The sequence below is a fragment of the Pseudomonas putida S13.1.2 genome, assembly GCF_000498395.2.
GTDB classification, from domain to species: Bacteria; Pseudomonadota; Gammaproteobacteria; order Pseudomonadales; family Pseudomonadaceae; genus Aquipseudomonas; species Aquipseudomonas putida_Q.
Genome location: NZ_CP010979.1, coordinates 887,251 through 904,042 on the forward strand (window position 1 = coordinate 887,251; position 16,792 = coordinate 904,042).

Here is a 16,792-nt window from a genome sequence, read left to right on the forward strand (position 1 = left end):
AAACCATGCACATCACTGACACAGTCAGCCTGGGCGACACCAGGCTGAACGATTCCGGCTACCTGGAAGCTTTTGCACTCACTGCCCGCACCGGCATTCAGCAGTACCTGGGCGCGGAAGTAGGCCGGCCAGATCTGAAGGTCGTGAACGTCTACCGCGACGAGCATGAGGTCTTCTCCAAGCGCTCTCTGGAGTCGTTCTCGAAGATCCCGATGACCAACGACCACCCTGGCCAGCCGGTCACCGCCGCCAACTGGAAGCAGGTGGCCGTAGGCACCACCGGTGACGAGGTCCTGCGCGACGGCGAGTACCTCAAGATCGGCCTGAAGATCACCGACGGCGAAGCAGTGGCTGCGGTGCAGGCCGGCAAGCGCGAACTCAGCGTGGGCTATAGCTGTGAACTGGTTTGGGAGGACGGGGAGGCCCCCGACGGCACCAAGTACCAGGCCAAGCAAACCAACATCATCGCCGACCACATCGCCATCGTTCAGCGCGGGCGGGCCGGCAGCCGGGCAAGCATTGGCGACTCCTGGCCACAACACACCCCAACCCCCGAGGAAAAACCCATGACCCTGAAGACGGTTACCGTCGACGGCATCCCGGTTGAAGTAACCGACCAGGGCGCCGTTGTCATCGCCACCCTGCAAGGCCGCCTGGCCGACGCTGCTACCAAGCTCAGCACCACCGAGGCCGCTCACGCCACGGCGATGGCAACCAAGGATGCTGACCTGGCCAGGAAGGACGCCGAGATCGACGACCTGAAGGCCAAGCAGATCACTGACGCGCAGATCGACGAGCGCGTGAAGGCCCGAGGCGACCTGATCGCCAAGGCCAAGACCATCGCGGACGGCGACTACGCCGGCAAGAGCGATGCCGAGATCCGCAAGGCGGTGGTGATCGCCAAGCTGGGCGACGCAGCTGTAGCCGGCAAGCCCGAAGCCTACATCGACGCCCGCTTCGACATCCTGGCCGAAGACGCGGCGAAAGACCCGGTTCGTCAGCACCTGCTGAGCCAGGACGGTCGGCAAGCCCTCGGCGACAACGGCCAGGCTGCCTATGAGCAGCGCACAACTGACGCCTGGAAAACTCCAGCACAAAAGGGGGCCTGATCCATGCCAGCCATCCAGACCAACTACACCGCGAACATTCCGGCCAAGAAGCTCGGGCACATCCCGGACATGACGCAGGCCGACCTGATCTCGCGCACCGTTGAAACCGTGGCCGGTATCGGCTTCGGCCTGCCGGTCGCGCAGGGTGCAGACGACAAGGGCTGCATCCTGTTCGCCGGATCCGGCTTCATCGGCGTGACCACCCGCGACCGTTCCGTGCTCGCCGGCGAGCAGTACGCCCGCTATGAGTCGGCGCGGATCCTGAAGAAGGGCCCAATCACCGTCACCGCATCGGTCGCGGTGGTCGCTGGCGATCCGGTCTACCTCACCCCGGCCGGCGCCTTCACCAACGTCTCGACCAGCAACGTCGCCATCCCGAACAGCCGATTCGACACATCGGCGTCCGCGGGCGCGCTGGCCAACATCTTCATCAAGTAAGGAGCGTCTAGCATGTCGCAAATCAAACTGCTCGATGCCCAGGCTGCGCTTGGCTTCGTGCTCAGCCAGACCACGCACATCGAGCGTCAGGTCAACCAGATCGTCTACGGCGATATCCAGTACGCCGAGCTGATCCCGGTCGACAACACCGCGCCCGAGTGGGTGAAGACCGTCACCTACTTCTCCAGCGACAAGTTCGGCAAGGCGGACTGGATCAACGGCAACGCCGATGACATCCCGCGCGCCGGTTCCGAACGCTCCAAGCTCGAGACCAGCGTTTACACCGCCGGTATCGGTTACGGCTTTGGCCTGGAAGAGATCAGCCAGGCTCAGATGCTGGGCCTGCCGCTGCAGGCAGAAGACGCCGCCGCCGCTCGCCGCGCGTACGAGGAGATGGTCGACAACGTCGCGCTGCGCGGTGACGCACGCAAAGGCTTCCAGGGCCTGATCTCCAACAGCAACGTGAGCGCCATCGTGGTGCCCACCGGCAACTGGGCCACTGCAACCCCTCAGCAGATGATTGCCGATATCAACTCGGTTCTGATGCCGACCTACTCCAGCACTCTGTACACCTCGATCGCCGACACCCTGCTGTTGCCGTTCGAGAAGCTGCAGCAGCTGGCCCAGACCGTAATGCCGAACACCACCATGACCGTCCTGCAGTTCGTCATGCAGTCGAACATCTACACCCAGACCACTGGGCGCCCCCTGATGATTCGCGGCATCTACGGCCTGCTGACTGCCGGTGGCAGCGGCGCGGCACGCATGGTCGGCTACCGTCGCGACCCATCGGTGCTGAAAATGCACATCCCGATGCCTCACCGCTTCCTGCCTGCCTACCAGGCTGGTCCGATCCGCTGGGAAGTTCCGGGCATCTTCCGCCTGGGCGGCCTGGACATCCGTCAACCGAACCTCGTCAAGTACGGGGATGGGATCTGATCATGGCCAAGATCACCAACAACGGTCGAAACCCGCTGCACCTGCCAGACGGCACCTTCCTGCCCCTGGGCGAAGAGGTAGAGGTAAAGGGGTGGGGCAAGCTCAAGTCCCACCACCTCATCTCCGCCTTGGTCGAGGAGGGCTCCCTGGCTGTCAGTGACGCCACTGACTCCCGAGAGCCTGAAGCCGACAAGGAAGTGCTCTTCGCCAAGCTGAAGGCGCTGGGTATCGAGGCTGGCAAGAACTCCAGCCTGAAAACCCTGCAAGAGCGCCTGATTGAGGCTGAAGCCAAGGCCAAGGAAGAGGCCATCGCCAAGCTCAAGGAAAAGGGCATTGATGTCGGCGACGACGTCACCCTGGAAGAGCTGCAGGCCGAACTGGCCAAGCAACCGTAACAACCCCGGGCGGTTCGCCGCCCACTTATTCGAGACATCCCGATGCCAGAATTCTACGGATCCGTCGCAGGCGCCGACGCCTACCACTCTGCCCGGGCGAATGCTGCCTGGGCCGGCAGTGACGAAGCGAAGCAGGCGGCGCTGATCAGGGCATCGGCCTACATCGACGGAAAGTACCAGCAGCAGAACAGCTGCGGTCGCTGGGAGTCGATGTTCCCCGGCGTGAAGACCGGTGGCCGGGCGCAGGAGCTCCAGTGGCCCCGCACCGGCGCAACGGACAACGAAGGCGCGGCTATCCCGCCTGACGAGGTGCCAGCGGAGATTGAACGGGCCACCTACGAGGCGGCGCTGCGCGAACTGGTGAATCCTGGCAGCCTGAGCCCTGACTACGTGGCTGCCGAGGCCATCAAGCGCCAGAAGGTCGACGTGCTGGAGATCGAGTACCAGGCCTCGACTGATGGCGGCGTCCCGACGCGCCCGGTGTTGACCGTAGTGGATGAGTTGGTGGCACCGCTCCTGCGCAGTAACAGGCTGTGCGGTGTGGCGGTGTTTGTCGTATGAAGGCCTCCGAGGTAGAGGCTGAGATCGAGCGCCTTGAAATCGAGGTGCAGCAGGCCTACCTGGAACAGGTCGCGCAGACTGTGCGCTATGTGAGCATCAGCGAGCTCGAGCAGGCGGTATCGGACAACGACGAAGACCGGATAGCCGAAATCCTGTCCCTCGGGCTATTCGCTCTGCTGGTCGAGCGCCTGCGCGCAGTGTATGCCAGGGGCGCAAGCAAGGAGCTGGTGGCGGTCATCATCCCGGGCGTGCGCCGTGAGGTCGACATGGGTCACCCTGACGTTACCTCGTTCCTGGCCAGCCAGGCCGCCGCGCTGCGCGATCAGGCTGCCCGCGAGCAGGCCGAAGCTGTGCGGGTGGTGCTGTCCATGGGGCGTGACCGGGGCGATACGGCGCGAACCGCTGCGCTGAGCCTGGCAGGTCGGATGAGCAAGCAGACCGGGCGTCGCACCGGCGGTGTAGTGGGCCTGAATGGGCCGGCTGCCGAGGCATCCCAGCGAGCGCGCGACCAGCTGGCCAGTGGCGACCCGGCGCGCATGCGCGAGTACCTTACCCGGCTGCGTCGTGATCCAGCCTTTGACGCTGCAGTGCGCGAAGCGATCGAGCAGAAGCGGCCGGTGGCGAAGGCGATCATCGACCGGGCGGCCTCAGCCTACGCTCAGCGCCTGCTTGGCACCTATGCCGAGGCCCTGGCCCAGACCAATACCTCCGAGGCCTACAACAAGGGCCGGGAGGAGGGCTGGAAGCAGCTCACGGCGCGCAGCAATGGCATGTACACCTTCGCCAAGACCTGGCGATCCATGCGGGACAACAAGGTCAGGCACACCCATGCAGCAATGAATGGACAGGTGGTCATGGCCGACCAGCCATTCACCTCGCCGAGCGGCGCGATGCTGATGTTCCCGTGCGACACATCGCTGGGCGCTCCACTGGGTGAGCGCATCCGCTGCCGCTGCGTCGTCGAATACTCACTCAGGAAGATCAGCCAGGCGGTGTGACATGCCGATCAAGAGCACCATGCAGTCGTCGTTCGGGCGCCTGTTCGATACAGCATTTGCTGAGGCGGTGCGCGACTTCACCGGCACCTACCCGGGCGAAGGCGTCTGGGATCCGGTAGAGGAGGTGACCACCGCCCAGCCGGTCACCTACGACGGCCGCGGCGTGCTGAGCCGCTACAAGAAGGATCAGGTCGATGGGGTCAACATCCTGGCAACCGATGTCCGCCTGATTGCCTTGGTCAACGAAGTGACCGACAAGCCGGCGCCCGAGCACATTGTCAGCGCGCCGGATCTGATCACTGGCCAGGCCAAGCAGTACCGGGTGATGGAGGCCGTCACAGACCCGGTTGGCGTGCACTACCAGATTCAACTGAGGGCAACCTGATGGCCGGCTGGTCATTGTCGCCAGTGCTGTTCGCGGATCAGGTCGAGGAAGACCTTGTGGAGATGCAGCGCAGCATCGTCATCGAGCTGGTCGACGAGATCACGATCAATGCCCCTATCGATAGCGGCGACTACATGGGCAACAACATCGTGTCGATTGGCTCCGAGGACTACAGCGTCAACGCCAAGCTGGACATCCTTGGTACCGAGACCAGAAGTGCGGCCCGTGCTGCGCTGACAGATTTGAAACCTTTCAGCACGGTCTTCGTGCAGAACAACAGCGTGTACGGCGAGATCATCGAGTTCGGCGGCTATCCGAGCGGCCCGAGCATCAAGATCACGCCTGACGGATACAGCCGCATGGCACCCAAAGGCGTGTACGGGATTTCCTTCATCGCCGTTACCGAGAAGCTGAGATGACCGTACCTTTCGAGACAGTCCGCAAGACGCTCGCTGCCCGGATGGCTTCGTTCACCGGAATCGAGCAGGCCCGGATTGAGTACCCGAACGCCGAATATCCGAATGGCGGGGTGTTCAATCCCCCCGCAACCGGCCTCTGGTGCGCATTCGAGATCCAGTACGCCACAGCCGGGTTTGCCGGCATGGCAGAAAAGCCGCATTACCGCCGGCCTGGCCAGGTTGTGATCCAGTGCTTCTGCCGCCGATCAACCGGGCTTTCAGCCATCAACAAGCTGGCCGATGCCCTGTCTGAGCACTTCCAGTCCTGGCAAAGCGGCCACATCGAGTGCCTTGAGGCATCCCAGCAGGAGGTGGGCGACTTCGAAAGCTACCACCAGATCAACGTGAACATCCGGTTCCGCGCCGGCTGACCAGCGATACAGAGGATTCCATGTCCAAGACAACCGTGGAGCTGCACCGCAGCTTGATCCGCGCGGCTAAGGCTGCGCTTGCCGCATGGGAGCGCTGGCTCTCGGCGAAGGAGGGCGGCGATGCAAGTTCGAATTGATGGAAAGGTCGTAGAGCGCACCAGCTACTTCGTCCGCGATGACAAGCGCGGCCCGTTCGGCAGCGCAACACGCGAAGAGCCTGATCTGCTTGATGGGGAGCAGGTTGTGTGGGCGCTTGGCGACCCAATCCCAACAATCATCAAGGTGAGCAGCCATGAGTGAAAGCATGACCATCGAGCAGGTGCGTGAAGAGCGCCGCATCCTGGCAGAGCAGATTCATGGCGCGATAAAGGCCTTCAACGAGAAGACCGGGCTCAGCGTCGAGTACGTCAATCTCCAGTACACCGACCTCACCACCTTCGGCGAGGTAAGCCGGCAAATCCTGACCTCGGTCGAGGTCGAGCTGAACATCTGAATAACCTGAACCACCGGGCACGCTGACCAGACACGCCGAAAGGCCCCTCTGGTCGCCACGCCTCCCCGGATCACTACGATCTAAGGAGGCACCGATGAGTTCGGGCGCACGCGTCACCAGTTACCTCATTCCCGAGGTCACCCCCGGCATCACCCCGACCACAGGCGACTGGGATACCCTGCGCCTGACCAGCAACACCTTGTCGCCGACCGTCAACACCCAGGTCAGCGACGAGATCACCGAATCGCGCATCAGCCAGGGCTCGGTCGTTTCCAGCACCGATATTCAGGGTGACCTGGTAGGCGAACTGTCCTACAGCACCTTCGACAAGTTGCTGGAAGCGGCCTTCTACGGCACCTGGGACGATGACGTTCTGACCGTAGGCAGCACGCGCCGGACCTTCACCGTCGCGAAGAACTTCAACGACGTGAACGTGTACACCCTGTTCAAGGGCATGCACGCCTCGGTCTTTGCCCTGGATATCCCGTCTGACGGCAAGATCACCGCCACCTTCACCATGGCCGGCCTGGACTACGCCGATGGCGACACCAATACCGTTGCGTCCATCAGCCCGCCGACCACCACGCCGTTCATGAGCAATCAGAACGTTGGCTCCATCACGGTGGATGGTCAGAGCCTGGAGGGTCAGGCGTGTGTGTCTGCTTTGACCGTCAACCTCGACAACAGCCTGCAGGCGCAGCGCTGTATCGGTAACGGCAAGCTCGGCCCAGGCGCGCAGATCGCCACCGAGGCGGCCATCACCGGGACCATCACCATGGCCTGGTCGAATCGCGCCTGGCAGATCTGGAAGAACACCTTCAGCCGCAAGACCATCGCGGTGGCGTTCCCGATCACTGACAGCTTGGGCAACCGCTATGACCTGTCGTTTCCGGCGCTGGAGGTCGATGGCGACCTGCCGAACGGCGGCAAGCGCGATCTGATCGAGGTCACGCTGAACTACACCGTTGCCAAGCAGGCCCCGACCATCACCCGCATGCCGTTCGTGCCTGTCACCAGCGTGTCGGTGACCCCGACCACTGCTTCGATTGCCGTAGCAGCAACCCGCCAGCTGACCGCCTCTGCGCTTCCATCGGGCGCATCTCAGGGCGTCACCTGGAGCAGCTCGGCCCCGTCGATTGCCACGGTCAACTCGTCCGGCCTGGTCACCGGCGTGGCCGCGGGGTCGGCCGTCATCACCGCCACCAGCGTGTCGGACCAGACCAAGACCGCCACCTCGGCGATCACGGTCACCGCATAACTCGCATCACCTTTGGCCGCTCCGGGTAAACGCCGTCCGGAGCGGCCCTTTTTATGGCGTGGCGTGAGGATGATTCATGGCTCTCAAGCTGAAAAAGGTCGACTCCAGCAAGAACGCAGAAGCGCGCTGGGAAGAGTTCGATGCCGACACCAAAGTTCTGCTGATGCCGCTGGACAACCAGCAGTACCAGATCGCCCTGGAGCGTATGCGCCGCCGCCTGGCCCGCAACGATGCCCAGTTCGGCCAGGAGGCGGTGGGCGTGATCGAGGGCGAAAAGACCGAGCACGATAACCACTGCCTGCTCCTGGCTTCCTTCATCGTCCAAGACTGGCAAGGTGCCCAGGACGAGAACGGCAAGCCCCTGGCCTACAGCGAAAACACCTGCGCCGAGATGCTGCGTGGTGATTCCGAGTTCTTCTACTTCGTCCTGCGCCGAGCCGCGGCCATTGCCGCCGACAACCTGGCTGAGCAGGACGAGATCAAGGGAAAGCTGTCGCCCGCTTCGAATGGGAGCGGGAATGGGGCCAGCGAACCGAAAAACGAAGCCTGATCTACCAGAAGCTGCGCATCGCGGTACCGGATGAGCCGGAACTGGATGTGATCACCGGCAGCCTGCTGAACGCGTTCCGAAATGCGGCGCGCGGCCGGCGCTACCTGGTCGGTGCAGCATCAGTACAGCCGCTGAGGCTATCTGCGCGGGAAATCTCTGACTGGCTTGAGGTACACCCGTTGCCCCTGCCCAGGCGGCTCGTCGACGAGGTGATATTCGCCCTGGATGAGGCCGCACTGGCGGAAGAAGACGATTAACGGAGGAGTCATGGCAGAACAGCAGAGCCAGGCGGAGGAGGGAACGGGCGAGCTCGATACCCCGCTTTCGCCTGAAGCGATGATCGAGGAGAAGCGCAGGGCAGATGAGCTGCTTGAGCGCCGCCTGTCCCGGCTTGAAGAGGCTGCGGGGTTGTCGAAGCTGACGTAGTCGTGCAGGCACAGGTCTCCTGGTGATAGATTTGAGCAAAACCAAGGAGGACCGTAGTGAAGAAATTACTGATACTTGCCCTCGCTGTCTTTTCTCTGGCTGCCAACGCTGACGAGAACATGAACAAGTGCAAAAAGATCTCTGCCATGGCAGGAGAAGCTATGGAGGCTCGTCAACGTGGAGACCTGCTGGAGGATGCCATGGCCTCCGTTGGAGATCAGAGCAAGTTTTCCAATGCTGTCGTCATGAAGGCATACGGCGCGCCTATAGGATTGAGCGCGCGGCTTAAAGAAAAAGCCGTTGTGGAATTCAGAAACGAGGCGTTTGCCGAGTGCTACCAGGCATTCAACTGAAGCCCCGATGAACAACAACCCGCTTCGGCGGGTTTTTTTATGCCTGGAGAAAGCCATGGCGTTGAAATCCCGCCTCGAATTGGAAGTTGATGGCCGCAGTGCGGAGCAGCAGGTAAACGACATTCGGTCGGCCCTCGAGGCGCTGGAGCAGGCTGGCGTGAGGGCAAGCTCTACGCTCAGGAAGTCCGGCGGTGACTATTCGAACCTGGCCATGTCGCTGGCGAAGGTCCAGGCCGCCAACGACAAGGCAGTATCATCGAACGATGCAGCGACCAAGAGCGCTGACGCAGCAGCGAAAGCCGCCGCAAATCAGCGAAAAGAGCTTGATAGCCTTCTCGGCAAGATCGATCCACTCACCAAGAAGTTGAACGACTTGGCCGCCCAAGAAGCAGCCTTGGCTCAGGCTCGTGATTCTGGGCAGATCAACTCAGCCACCTTTGACGCCTACAGCCGAAGGCTGCAGGATTCTCTGAACTCGCTTGCCGGCGTGTCGAATGCCCAGAAGGTGGTGGGCGAAACGGCTGAGCAGGCCAGGACCCGTATCCTCGCGATTGCTGACGCTTCGGTGAAGGCCGCGCAGGAGCAGCGCAACCTCGCAAGCGTAGCTACCGGGCTTTCTGAGGCAGAGCAGGGCCTGCTGTCCGGGAACATGGTGCTCGCGGCCAATCAAGGACGCTTGGCTGAGTCGACTCAGAAGGTAGCAGCCGCCAATCGGCAGGCAGAGGTGGCCACCGAGGCGCAGGCCGAAAGCCTGAACGATCTTCTCGCTGCAATCGACCCGACCACCCGAGCCCTCAACCGCCTGGATGAGCAGGAGCGCAAACTGGCGCAACAGAAGAAGATCGGCGCCCTTGATGCCGACACCTTCGCTCAATATCAAGGCAAGATTGACCAGGCGCGCGCTGCCCTGAACGGTTTCGACGATGGGCTGAACCGCACCGGCAACACTGCAAAGCAGAATGCAGCCGCACTGCGAATGCTGCCGGCGCAGTTCTCCGACATCTTCATCAGCCTACAAGGCGGTCAAGCACCGCTGACGGTCTTCTTGCAACAGGGCTCGCAGATCAAGGATTCGTTCGGAGGAATTGGTGCCGCCGCGAAGGCCATGGGCGGATACGTGCTCGGGCTGGTAAACCCATTCACGTTGGCTGCTGCCGCCGTCGCTGCTCTCGGTGTGGCGTACTACCAAGGGTCGAAGGAGCAGGATGAATTCCGCAAAGCTTTAGTAGTCACTGGTAACGCAGCGGGCACCACCACTACCGAGCTGGCTGCCATGGCAGAGCGTGTCGGCGCAGTTACTGGAACCACTGGTGGAGCAGCCGCGGCCCTGGCTCAGATTGCCGCCACGGGCAAGATAGCCATAGATCGATTCGAGGAAATTGCGGTTGCCGCTGTTTCGTTCGAGAAGGCAACCGGCAAGGCAGTGTCCGAAACCGTAGCCGAGTTTGCGCGGCTGGCTGACGACCCGGTACGCGCCGTAGCCGAGCTGAACGATAAGTACAACTTCCTCACCGCTTCGGTATTTGAGCAAATAAAGGCCGCCAAGGAGCAGGGTGATAGCGATGCAGCGGCGGCGATAGCGCAAGAGGCATTAGCAAAGGCGTTCACCGAGAGATCTTCGACAATTAAGGAGAACCTCGGGACTCTTGAACGGGCCTGGAATGATGTGGCTGGTGCGGCCAAGGCTGGCTGGGATGCGATCTTGGATATCGGCAGGGAGTCTAACCAAGGCCCTGATATCAAGGCCATCCAGCAAAAGATCAACTACCTGAAGTCGAACTTGGATACTGGCTATGAGGGTCTGAACGACAGGAAGCAAATCGCAGCGCTTCAGGCCGAACTCGACGCATACGAGAAGAAAACCAAGGCCGAGCAGGAGTCAGCCCGCGCGGCAGCCGAGAACGCCAGGATTCAGCGCGAAGGCCAGATTGCCTATGAGCAGCACCAGAAGAACATCGAGCAGAATTTCACCAAACAGCAGAAGATGAACAAGGCGCTTGAGGATGAGCAGAAGCGCATAAACGCAGCCCGGGCTGCCGGCTACGTCATCACCAGGCAGGAAGAGGAAGCAGCGCTCAAGGCCATCCGCAACAACCCGGTCTACAAGGATTCGAGCACCACCAAGCCGGTCAAGGAAGACGCCGGCCAGCGCATGCTGGACGAGGCACGCCAGCGCTACGCCGTGCTGCAACAGCAGAGCCGCGTAATTGCGGGGGAAGTCGACCAGACCCAGAGGCTCGGCACCGAAGCCAAGAAGCTGATCGAGCTCGAAACCGAGATCGCCAACCTCAAGGAGCAAAAGACCCTCACTACGTCGCAGAAGCAGGTTCTGGCGATGGCTGAGCTGAACCTGGCCCAGCAGAAGCAGAACACTGAGCTTGAAAAGGCCAACCAGCTGACCCAGACCCGCTTGGAGAACGAGGCCAAGCTGAAGGCTTTCACGGATAACCTCCAGTCACAGTTGGAGCTATCGCGCGAGGGCCAGGAAGTAGAACTGGCCGGGGCAGGGCAAAGCGACAGGTTGCGCCGGCGACTCCAGGACGATCTGAAAATCCGCCAGGACTATCAGAAGCAACTGGACAAGCTCAGCCGCGACTACAACCAGATCAAGAACCCTACGTCCGAGGACACGGATCTCTACAAGGGTGAGACAGAGGCCCTGCGGGCTGCGCTAGCAACCCGGCTGGTCGATCAGCAGAACTACTACACCGCGCAGGACGCGATGCGTGGCGAATGGCTGATTGGGGTTTCCGAGTCGTGGCAGAACTACGTCGACATCGCCACCAACTACAACGAGCAGGCACGGGCGGCTACCGAGTCGATCCTTGGCGACACCACTTCGTCGATCTCCGGCAGCATTCAGGGGATCATCAAGGGTACGGAAAGCCTTGGCGATGCCTTCGGCAACCTGGCGGGCACCATCGCCAACTCGATGCTCAGTGCATTCGCCGACATCACGGCGCGCTTCCTTGTCATGCAGGCTCTGAAACTCGCCGGAATTCAGACGGAAGCCACTCAGACGGTAGCGGCGGAGGGGGTCAAGACCACCGCCAAGCTGACAACGGACGCGGTCACCACGACCAGCAGTCTGGCATCCATCGGCACCGTGCTTACTGCCAACCTGGCGGCAGCTGCTGAAACTCTGGCCTCCTGGGCTCCAGCCGCACTCGTGGCATCGATCGGTACATTCGGCGCCGCTGCTGTTGTGGGCGGCACCGCGCTGGTCGCGGCCTATGCGTTGCTCAAGGGATTCTCCGAAGGCGGCTACACCGGCTCAGGCGGAAAGTACGAACCGGCGGGAGTGGTGCACAAGGGTGAGGTGGTCTGGTCTCAGGCTGATATCCGTCGTTTCGGCGGCGTGTCTGCGGTCGAGGCGCTGCGCACCGGCAACGTCACGCCGATCACTGCGGCGCGCATGGCTGGCGGCTCGCAGAGCCAGTCCGGCACAGCTTCAGCTTCTGGCATCCAGCAAAGCATCAACATCCACAACTACAACAACAGCCAGGTCGAAACCCGCCAGCGCTCAAACGGCGATATCGACGTGATCGTCAAGGCAGCCGTCGAGGAAGTGGCCGGCCAGTTCTCGGCTGGCTACGGACAGGTGGTTGATGCGTACGAGGGCGCATACGGGTCTCGGCGAACTGGCTCCTAACGAGGAATGGCAATGATTAAATACCCGGCAGAATTGCCACTTCCTCTGCAGGAGGGGTATGGCCTGAGCACGGTTGATCCGATGCGGGCCACCCAGATGGTCACTGGGCGGACGCGGTATCGTGTTCGGCACCGCTACGTCCCGACCGAGGTGCGTTTCAACTTCAACTTCAGCCAGGCCGAGGCCGGACTTTTTGAGGCGTGGTATGCCCGGACCATCAACAACGGTCTGGAGTGGTTCGAAATCCAGCTCCAGACGCCTGCCGGTTTCACGACCTACCAGGCTCACTTCAAGAGCATCCCGTCCGGGCCCGACCTGACACAGATCACCAGATGGCGCTACTCGGCAGCGGTCCAGCTGAAAGAGCGCCCGCTGATCCCAGAGGGCTGGGAGCAATTCCCGCAGTACTGGCTGAACAAGAACGTGATCGACCTCGCTATGAACAAGGAGTGGCCGGAAGCATGAGCCTAATCGAGGAGTGTTACGCCTCGGGCAGGGGCGAGCTGGTCGATACCATCGAGGCCAGGAAGGAGGGCGGCACCGTATCCCACCTGTACTGCTCGGGATGGGAAGACCGGGTGTGCACCACCGAGGACGGCCGCACGCTGACGTTCATTGCGATGGCCATGGACCTGGCCCTGCCAAAGAACGACAACAGCGCTTTCCAGAACCTGGTGCTTGGGCTGGACAACGTGACTGGCGAGGTGCAGGAGGTCGTGGAGGAGGCCAAGGCGGCCGACGACCGCTTCATCATCACCTTCCGGCGCTACCTGGCCGAAGACCTGACGTTCCCCCAAGAGCGGTACCGCATGACGCTGCTCAGCCGGGAGTATGAGGACGATGTTGCCAAGCTGACCGCCGGCTTCTTCGACCTGCTCAACACCAACGGTCTGCGCACCGTGCTGACCACCACCTTGGCACCTGGCCTGAAGTACCTCTAACCATGATCGAGAAATTCATGCGCGCCCCGTATCGCGAGGGTGCACGGGGGCCTATCGCCTTCGATTGCTGGGGGATGTGCATCACCGTTCGCCACGAGGTGTTCGGCCTGCCGCTGCTGCCCAGCCTCGGCGCCGTGGGCAAGAACAGGCTCAGGGCCAATACCGCCGCCTATCACGACCTGAGCCAAGGCATGGAGGAGTGCGCCCCGGAGCCTGGGGCCATTGCTGCCGTGTTCCGCGGTTCGCTCTGCCTGCATGTTGGGGTGGTGGTGGAGAGCGAAGGGCGCCTGAAGGTGCTGGACACAAACCCCGGCGGCGCCTGCCTCCGGACGACCGGCGAGTTCGAGGCCGCTCACCCGAAAGTGGTGTACTACCGATGATCGAGTTCTATCCGAACAAGCTGAGTGACACGGCGCCGCTCGGCACCTGGAAGACCGACCGCCGCATGTCTATCGAGGAATGGCTGAAGTCCCTTGCCCCATCCTATGAGCGCCGGGAAAGCCCGCCGATCAGCGTTGTGCTCAATGATGAGGTGATCGATCAGCGCCTGTGGCACAAGGTGAAGTTTAAGCCTGCCGACCTGCTGCAGATCTACCGCGAGCCGAAGGGCACCGACCCGTTTTCCATCACCTTCGCGCTGTTCAAAGGCGCCAAGGCGGTGCTGAAGTCCATCATGCCCAAGATGCCCGGCATGCCATCCAGCGCCGGCACCCAGCAGGGTGACCCACTGACAGAGGCCAGCGCCAAGGGCAACAAGGTCAAGCTGGGCGAGCCGGTGCGCCAGATCGCGGGCCACCAGCGGGTATATCCGTCGTATCTGACCCAGCCCCGACGGGCGCATGTCTCTCCGCGTGACCAGCGCGTTGAAATGCTGCTGTACATCGGCGAGGGCGAGTACGACGTGCCGCTGGCCAAGGTGAAGGTGGGCGAAACCCCGCTGATCTCCCTGGGCGCAGACGCGACGTTCACCATTTACCCGCCGGGCGCTGACCTGTCGGCCGATCCTGCCCATATCAACTGGTTCAACGTTCCAGAGGTAGGGGCGAGCTCCAGCGGCTCGGCCGGCCTTGAGCTGACCGTGGCCACCGACCTCACCAGGTCGGCAACGGCTTCGGCCTACCAGTTCGTTGACGATACGATCAGCGTGCCGTCCGGATCCGGCCAGTTCCCGGCCGACTGGTCGAATGGGATCATCATCCGTGTGCTTGCGCCGTACACCTACACGGTGATCGACGGCGGCGCGGGGCGCGATATCGTGCGTGGTCCGCTGGAAATGCTGAACCCAACGGCAGGCATGCTGATCGAGGTGGCCGGTGCAAATGCGGGCCTGTATGTGGTGCACAGCTACACGCCATACAGCCCAGGCGTTCCGGCAGACCCTGGCACCGCTTCGACGCTGACCGGCTCATCCGCACCGAGCCGGTACGACTTCGACGTCACGCCGCTGAGCTTTAGCCTGGTCCGTGGAGCATCTACTTACCCGGTGACGCTGAACACAGCAACGACCGACTTCACCGGCCTGGTCTCTGCCCTGAATACTTTGCTCAGCGGCACGCCATTCCAGGCGCAGCAGAGCAGCGGGCTCCTGCGCTTCGTTGAGCTCACCCCGTTCGCTGGGCAGGCCATCACGGCGACCGGCGCATCAACCATCCTGGGATCGTCTCCGGTCGGGGTGACTGGCACGGCCACGACCAGCGGAATTCCCGAGCAGCCAGCGGAAATGACGCTGGACTACGACGGCGGGTCGCCTGTGGTGGGCCTGGCGCTGGGCCAGGGCCTCGCAACCATAGGGCCCCGTGGTCTTCGCTACCGGATCACGGCCTTCAGTACGAGCTTGCTCGAGGTTGAGCGCCTGACCTCGTCCGGGTCTACCGACGCGGGCTGGCCTGGATTCAGCTCCATGCAGACGGTGAACGGCCTGATCACGCTGGACGCATCGAACCTTCAGGGCGGCTACCGAGGTCCGTTTGCACTATGCCCGGAAGGGGAAAAGATTACCGATATCGAGTGGACCGTCACCTTTGCCAATGGCCTATGCGGAATTGGTCGAGAGGGACAGATCTACGAAGTCACTGCATATCACGTGTTCGAGTATCGGGACATGGATATCGCCGGCGACTGGACCGTTATCGAAAAGGCCCACACAGGAGGGTCGCTTGATGCGCAGGGATTCACAAATAGGACTACTGCGCCTTACCCGATGCGTGGCGAGGCAAGGATTAGAGAGCTTTACGTTGATCGGCCTGGCCGAGTCAACGACGAAGCGCGGGATGACGCCACCTGGACAGACCTGCGCGGGCGCATGCAGAACTCGCCCACCAGCTACCCGGGACTGACGGTGATGACCTGCAACATCCGTGGAGGTGACCGGCTGTCTGCGCAGTCGGAGAGCCAGGTCAGCGTCGAGGCAACCCGCATCCTGCCGTTGATGGAGGGCGGTGCTGGGCCAAGCCGCGACATCGTGCCATGGTGCATCTATCAGCTGAAGCAGCGCGGGTACACGGACGATGATCTGGATCTGCCCGAGTGGCAGGCATTCCACAACAACTGCGTTGCCCGCGGCGATACCTACGATGAGACGCTGGACTCGACGATCACGGTCAAGGACATGATCAACAACGCCTTGGCGTGCAGCTTCGGTGAGCTGGTGACCTTCAGGGGCCTGCTGCGACCGGTGCGAGACAGCGCCCGGGCAGCGTTCGACGTCACCTACGGCCCGAAAACGCAGACCTACTCGCCACAGAACATGACCAAGATGCTGAAGATCAGCGGCGCCATGCCGTCGATCAACGACTTCGACGGCGTGGATGTGGAGTACTTCTCCCGCGAAACATGGGCTTGGGAGACGGTTGAGTGCCGCTGGCCAGGTGACCTTGGCACAAAGGTCGAGAAGATCAAGATGCCGGGTGTCAGCGACCGAACCCGGGCGTGGCGCATCGGCATGCGTCGGCGTGGCCATCAGAAGTTCCGCACCGACGTTTACACCTGGGAAACCGAGATGGACGGCAGCAACAGCGGCTATCTGAGCTTCGCGGCCGTTGCTGATGACGCTCCAAAGCGGTGCCAGAGCGCAATCCTGCTGGCCTTCGAGGTAACCGGATCGGGAACGCTGCTGACCTCATCGGAACCGCTGGACTTCAGTGCCGGCGGCGAGCACCGGATCGGCGTGCGCAAGCTGGACGGCACGCTATCCGGGCCCTGGACTGCCACGCAGGTGGATCCGTACACGGTCCGCGTCGATTCACTCGACTTCACCCCAGAAGTGGATGGCCCGCTTGAGCCGCCTCACATCCTGTTCGGACCGGCCTCGCGCTGGGCCTACCCGGTGCTGATTACCAGTTCCGACCCAGCCAACGGCAACAGGGCGATGAAGGGCATGCCATACGACGCCCGCGTTTACACCTACGACGACCAATTCCCACCGGCCTGACCGGACCTTATCGAGCATGCCCGCCTTGTGCGGGC

General features: G+C 62.2%; 21 protein-coding genes. All 21 read left to right on the top strand.

Features of this window, described 5'->3' with window-relative positions:
• The first annotated feature begins 5 nt into the window (after positions 1 to 5).
• The 21 genes from N805_RS04005 (at position 6) to N805_RS04100 (ending at position 16,757) form a co-directional block, all read left to right on the top strand.
• The gene (locus N805_RS04005) at positions 6 to 1,109 is read left to right on the top strand and encodes a DUF2213 domain-containing protein (RefSeq protein ID WP_019471815.1); all 1,104 of its coding nucleotides are present in this window, start codon (positions 6 to 8) and stop codon (positions 1,107 to 1,109) included.
• Between the two features lie 3 nt (positions 1,110 to 1,112).
• A complete protein-coding gene (locus tag N805_RS04010; RefSeq protein WP_019471814.1) occupies positions 1,113 to 1,547 on the top strand; it encodes a structural cement protein Gp24 in 435 nt (144 codons plus the stop codon).
• Between the two features lie 12 nt (positions 1,548 to 1,559).
• On the top strand, positions 1,560 to 2,486 hold the full coding sequence (locus tag N805_RS04015; RefSeq protein WP_019471813.1) for a DUF2184 domain-containing protein: 927 nt from the start codon (positions 1,560 to 1,562) through the stop codon (positions 2,484 to 2,486).
• Positions 2,487 to 2,488: 2 nt separating this feature from the next.
• Positions 2,489 to 2,881 carry a hypothetical protein gene (locus tag N805_RS04020; protein ID WP_019471812.1) on the top strand — a complete coding sequence of 131 codons (393 nt, stop codon included), beginning with the start codon at positions 2,489 to 2,491 and terminating at the stop codon, positions 2,879 to 2,881.
• Between the two features lie 42 nt (positions 2,882 to 2,923).
• The gene (locus N805_RS04025; RefSeq protein WP_019471811.1) at positions 2,924 to 3,442 is read left to right on the top strand and encodes a DnaT-like ssDNA-binding protein; all 519 of its coding nucleotides are present in this window, start codon (positions 2,924 to 2,926) and stop codon (positions 3,440 to 3,442) included.
• Positions 3,439 to 4,440: a phage minor head protein gene (locus tag N805_RS04030; RefSeq protein WP_019471810.1), complete on the top strand. Its 1,002-nt coding sequence runs from the start codon at positions 3,439 to 3,441 to the stop codon at positions 4,438 to 4,440. Before N805_RS04025 ends, N805_RS04030 begins: the two co-directional genes overlap by 4 nt.
• Before the next feature lies 1 nt (position 4,441).
• Entirely contained in the window at positions 4,442 to 4,825 is a 384-nt protein-coding gene (locus N805_RS04035) for a hypothetical protein (protein ID WP_019471809.1), read from the top strand.
• Positions 4,825 to 5,244 (top strand): hypothetical protein, encoded by a 420-nt coding sequence (locus N805_RS04040; RefSeq protein WP_019471808.1) that lies wholly within the window; start codon positions 4,825 to 4,827, stop codon positions 5,242 to 5,244. Before N805_RS04035 ends, N805_RS04040 begins: the two co-directional genes overlap by 1 nt.
• Positions 5,241 to 5,654 carry a phage tail terminator-like protein gene (locus N805_RS04045; RefSeq protein WP_019471807.1) on the top strand — a complete coding sequence of 138 codons (414 nt, stop codon included), beginning with the start codon at positions 5,241 to 5,243 and terminating at the stop codon, positions 5,652 to 5,654. Before N805_RS04040 ends, N805_RS04045 begins: the two co-directional genes overlap by 4 nt.
• 120 nt (positions 5,655 to 5,774) lie before the next feature.
• Positions 5,775 to 5,954, top strand: coding sequence for a hypothetical protein (locus N805_RS04050; protein ID WP_019471806.1), 180 nt, complete (start codon positions 5,775 to 5,777; stop codon positions 5,952 to 5,954).
• A complete protein-coding gene (locus tag N805_RS04055; RefSeq protein WP_019471805.1) occupies positions 5,947 to 6,147 on the top strand; it encodes a hypothetical protein in 201 nt (66 codons plus the stop codon). Before N805_RS04050 ends, N805_RS04055 begins: the two co-directional genes overlap by 8 nt.
• 94 nt (positions 6,148 to 6,241) lie before the next feature.
• Entirely contained in the window at positions 6,242 to 7,405 is a 1,164-nt protein-coding gene (locus N805_RS04060; RefSeq protein ID WP_019471804.1) for a phage tail tube protein, read from the top strand.
• A gap of 76 nt (positions 7,406 to 7,481) precedes the next feature.
• Complete coding sequence (locus N805_RS04065) at positions 7,482 to 7,955, top strand: hypothetical protein (RefSeq protein WP_019471803.1); 474 nt, start codon at positions 7,482 to 7,484, stop codon at positions 7,953 to 7,955.
• A 47-nt stretch (positions 7,956 to 8,002) separates the two neighbouring features.
• Positions 8,003 to 8,212, top strand: a complete 210-nt coding sequence (locus N805_RS04070) for a hypothetical protein (RefSeq protein ID WP_019471802.1) — start codon at positions 8,003 to 8,005, stop codon at positions 8,210 to 8,212.
• A 10-nt stretch (positions 8,213 to 8,222) separates the two neighbouring features.
• Positions 8,223 to 8,381 carry a hypothetical protein gene (locus N805_RS30435; protein ID WP_019471801.1) on the top strand — a complete coding sequence of 53 codons (159 nt, stop codon included), beginning with the start codon at positions 8,223 to 8,225 and terminating at the stop codon, positions 8,379 to 8,381.
• A 56-nt stretch (positions 8,382 to 8,437) separates the two neighbouring features.
• Positions 8,438 to 8,734 (top strand): hypothetical protein, encoded by a 297-nt coding sequence (locus tag N805_RS04075; RefSeq protein ID WP_019471800.1) that lies wholly within the window; start codon positions 8,438 to 8,440, stop codon positions 8,732 to 8,734.
• 7 nt (positions 8,735 to 8,741) lie between these two features.
• Positions 8,742 to 12,386, top strand: coding sequence for a phage tail length tape measure family protein (locus tag N805_RS04080; RefSeq protein ID WP_230685704.1), 3,645 nt, complete (start codon positions 8,742 to 8,744; stop codon positions 12,384 to 12,386).
• Positions 12,387 to 12,398: 12 nt separating this feature from the next.
• Positions 12,399 to 12,851: a hypothetical protein gene (locus N805_RS04085; protein ID WP_019471798.1), complete on the top strand. Its 453-nt coding sequence runs from the start codon at positions 12,399 to 12,401 to the stop codon at positions 12,849 to 12,851.
• On the top strand, positions 12,848 to 13,327 hold the full coding sequence (locus tag N805_RS04090) for a DUF1833 family protein (protein WP_019471797.1): 480 nt from the start codon (positions 12,848 to 12,850) through the stop codon (positions 13,325 to 13,327). Before N805_RS04085 ends, N805_RS04090 begins: the two co-directional genes overlap by 4 nt.
• 2 nt (positions 13,328 to 13,329) lie before the next feature.
• Positions 13,330 to 13,707, top strand: a complete 378-nt coding sequence (locus N805_RS04095) for a hypothetical protein (protein WP_019471796.1) — start codon at positions 13,330 to 13,332, stop codon at positions 13,705 to 13,707.
• Positions 13,704 to 16,757, top strand: a complete 3,054-nt coding sequence (locus N805_RS04100) for a host specificity factor TipJ family phage tail protein (RefSeq protein WP_019471795.1) — start codon at positions 13,704 to 13,706, stop codon at positions 16,755 to 16,757. The genes N805_RS04095 and N805_RS04100 overlap by 4 nt, the downstream gene beginning before the upstream one ends.
• Positions 16,758 to 16,792 lie beyond the last annotated feature (35 nt).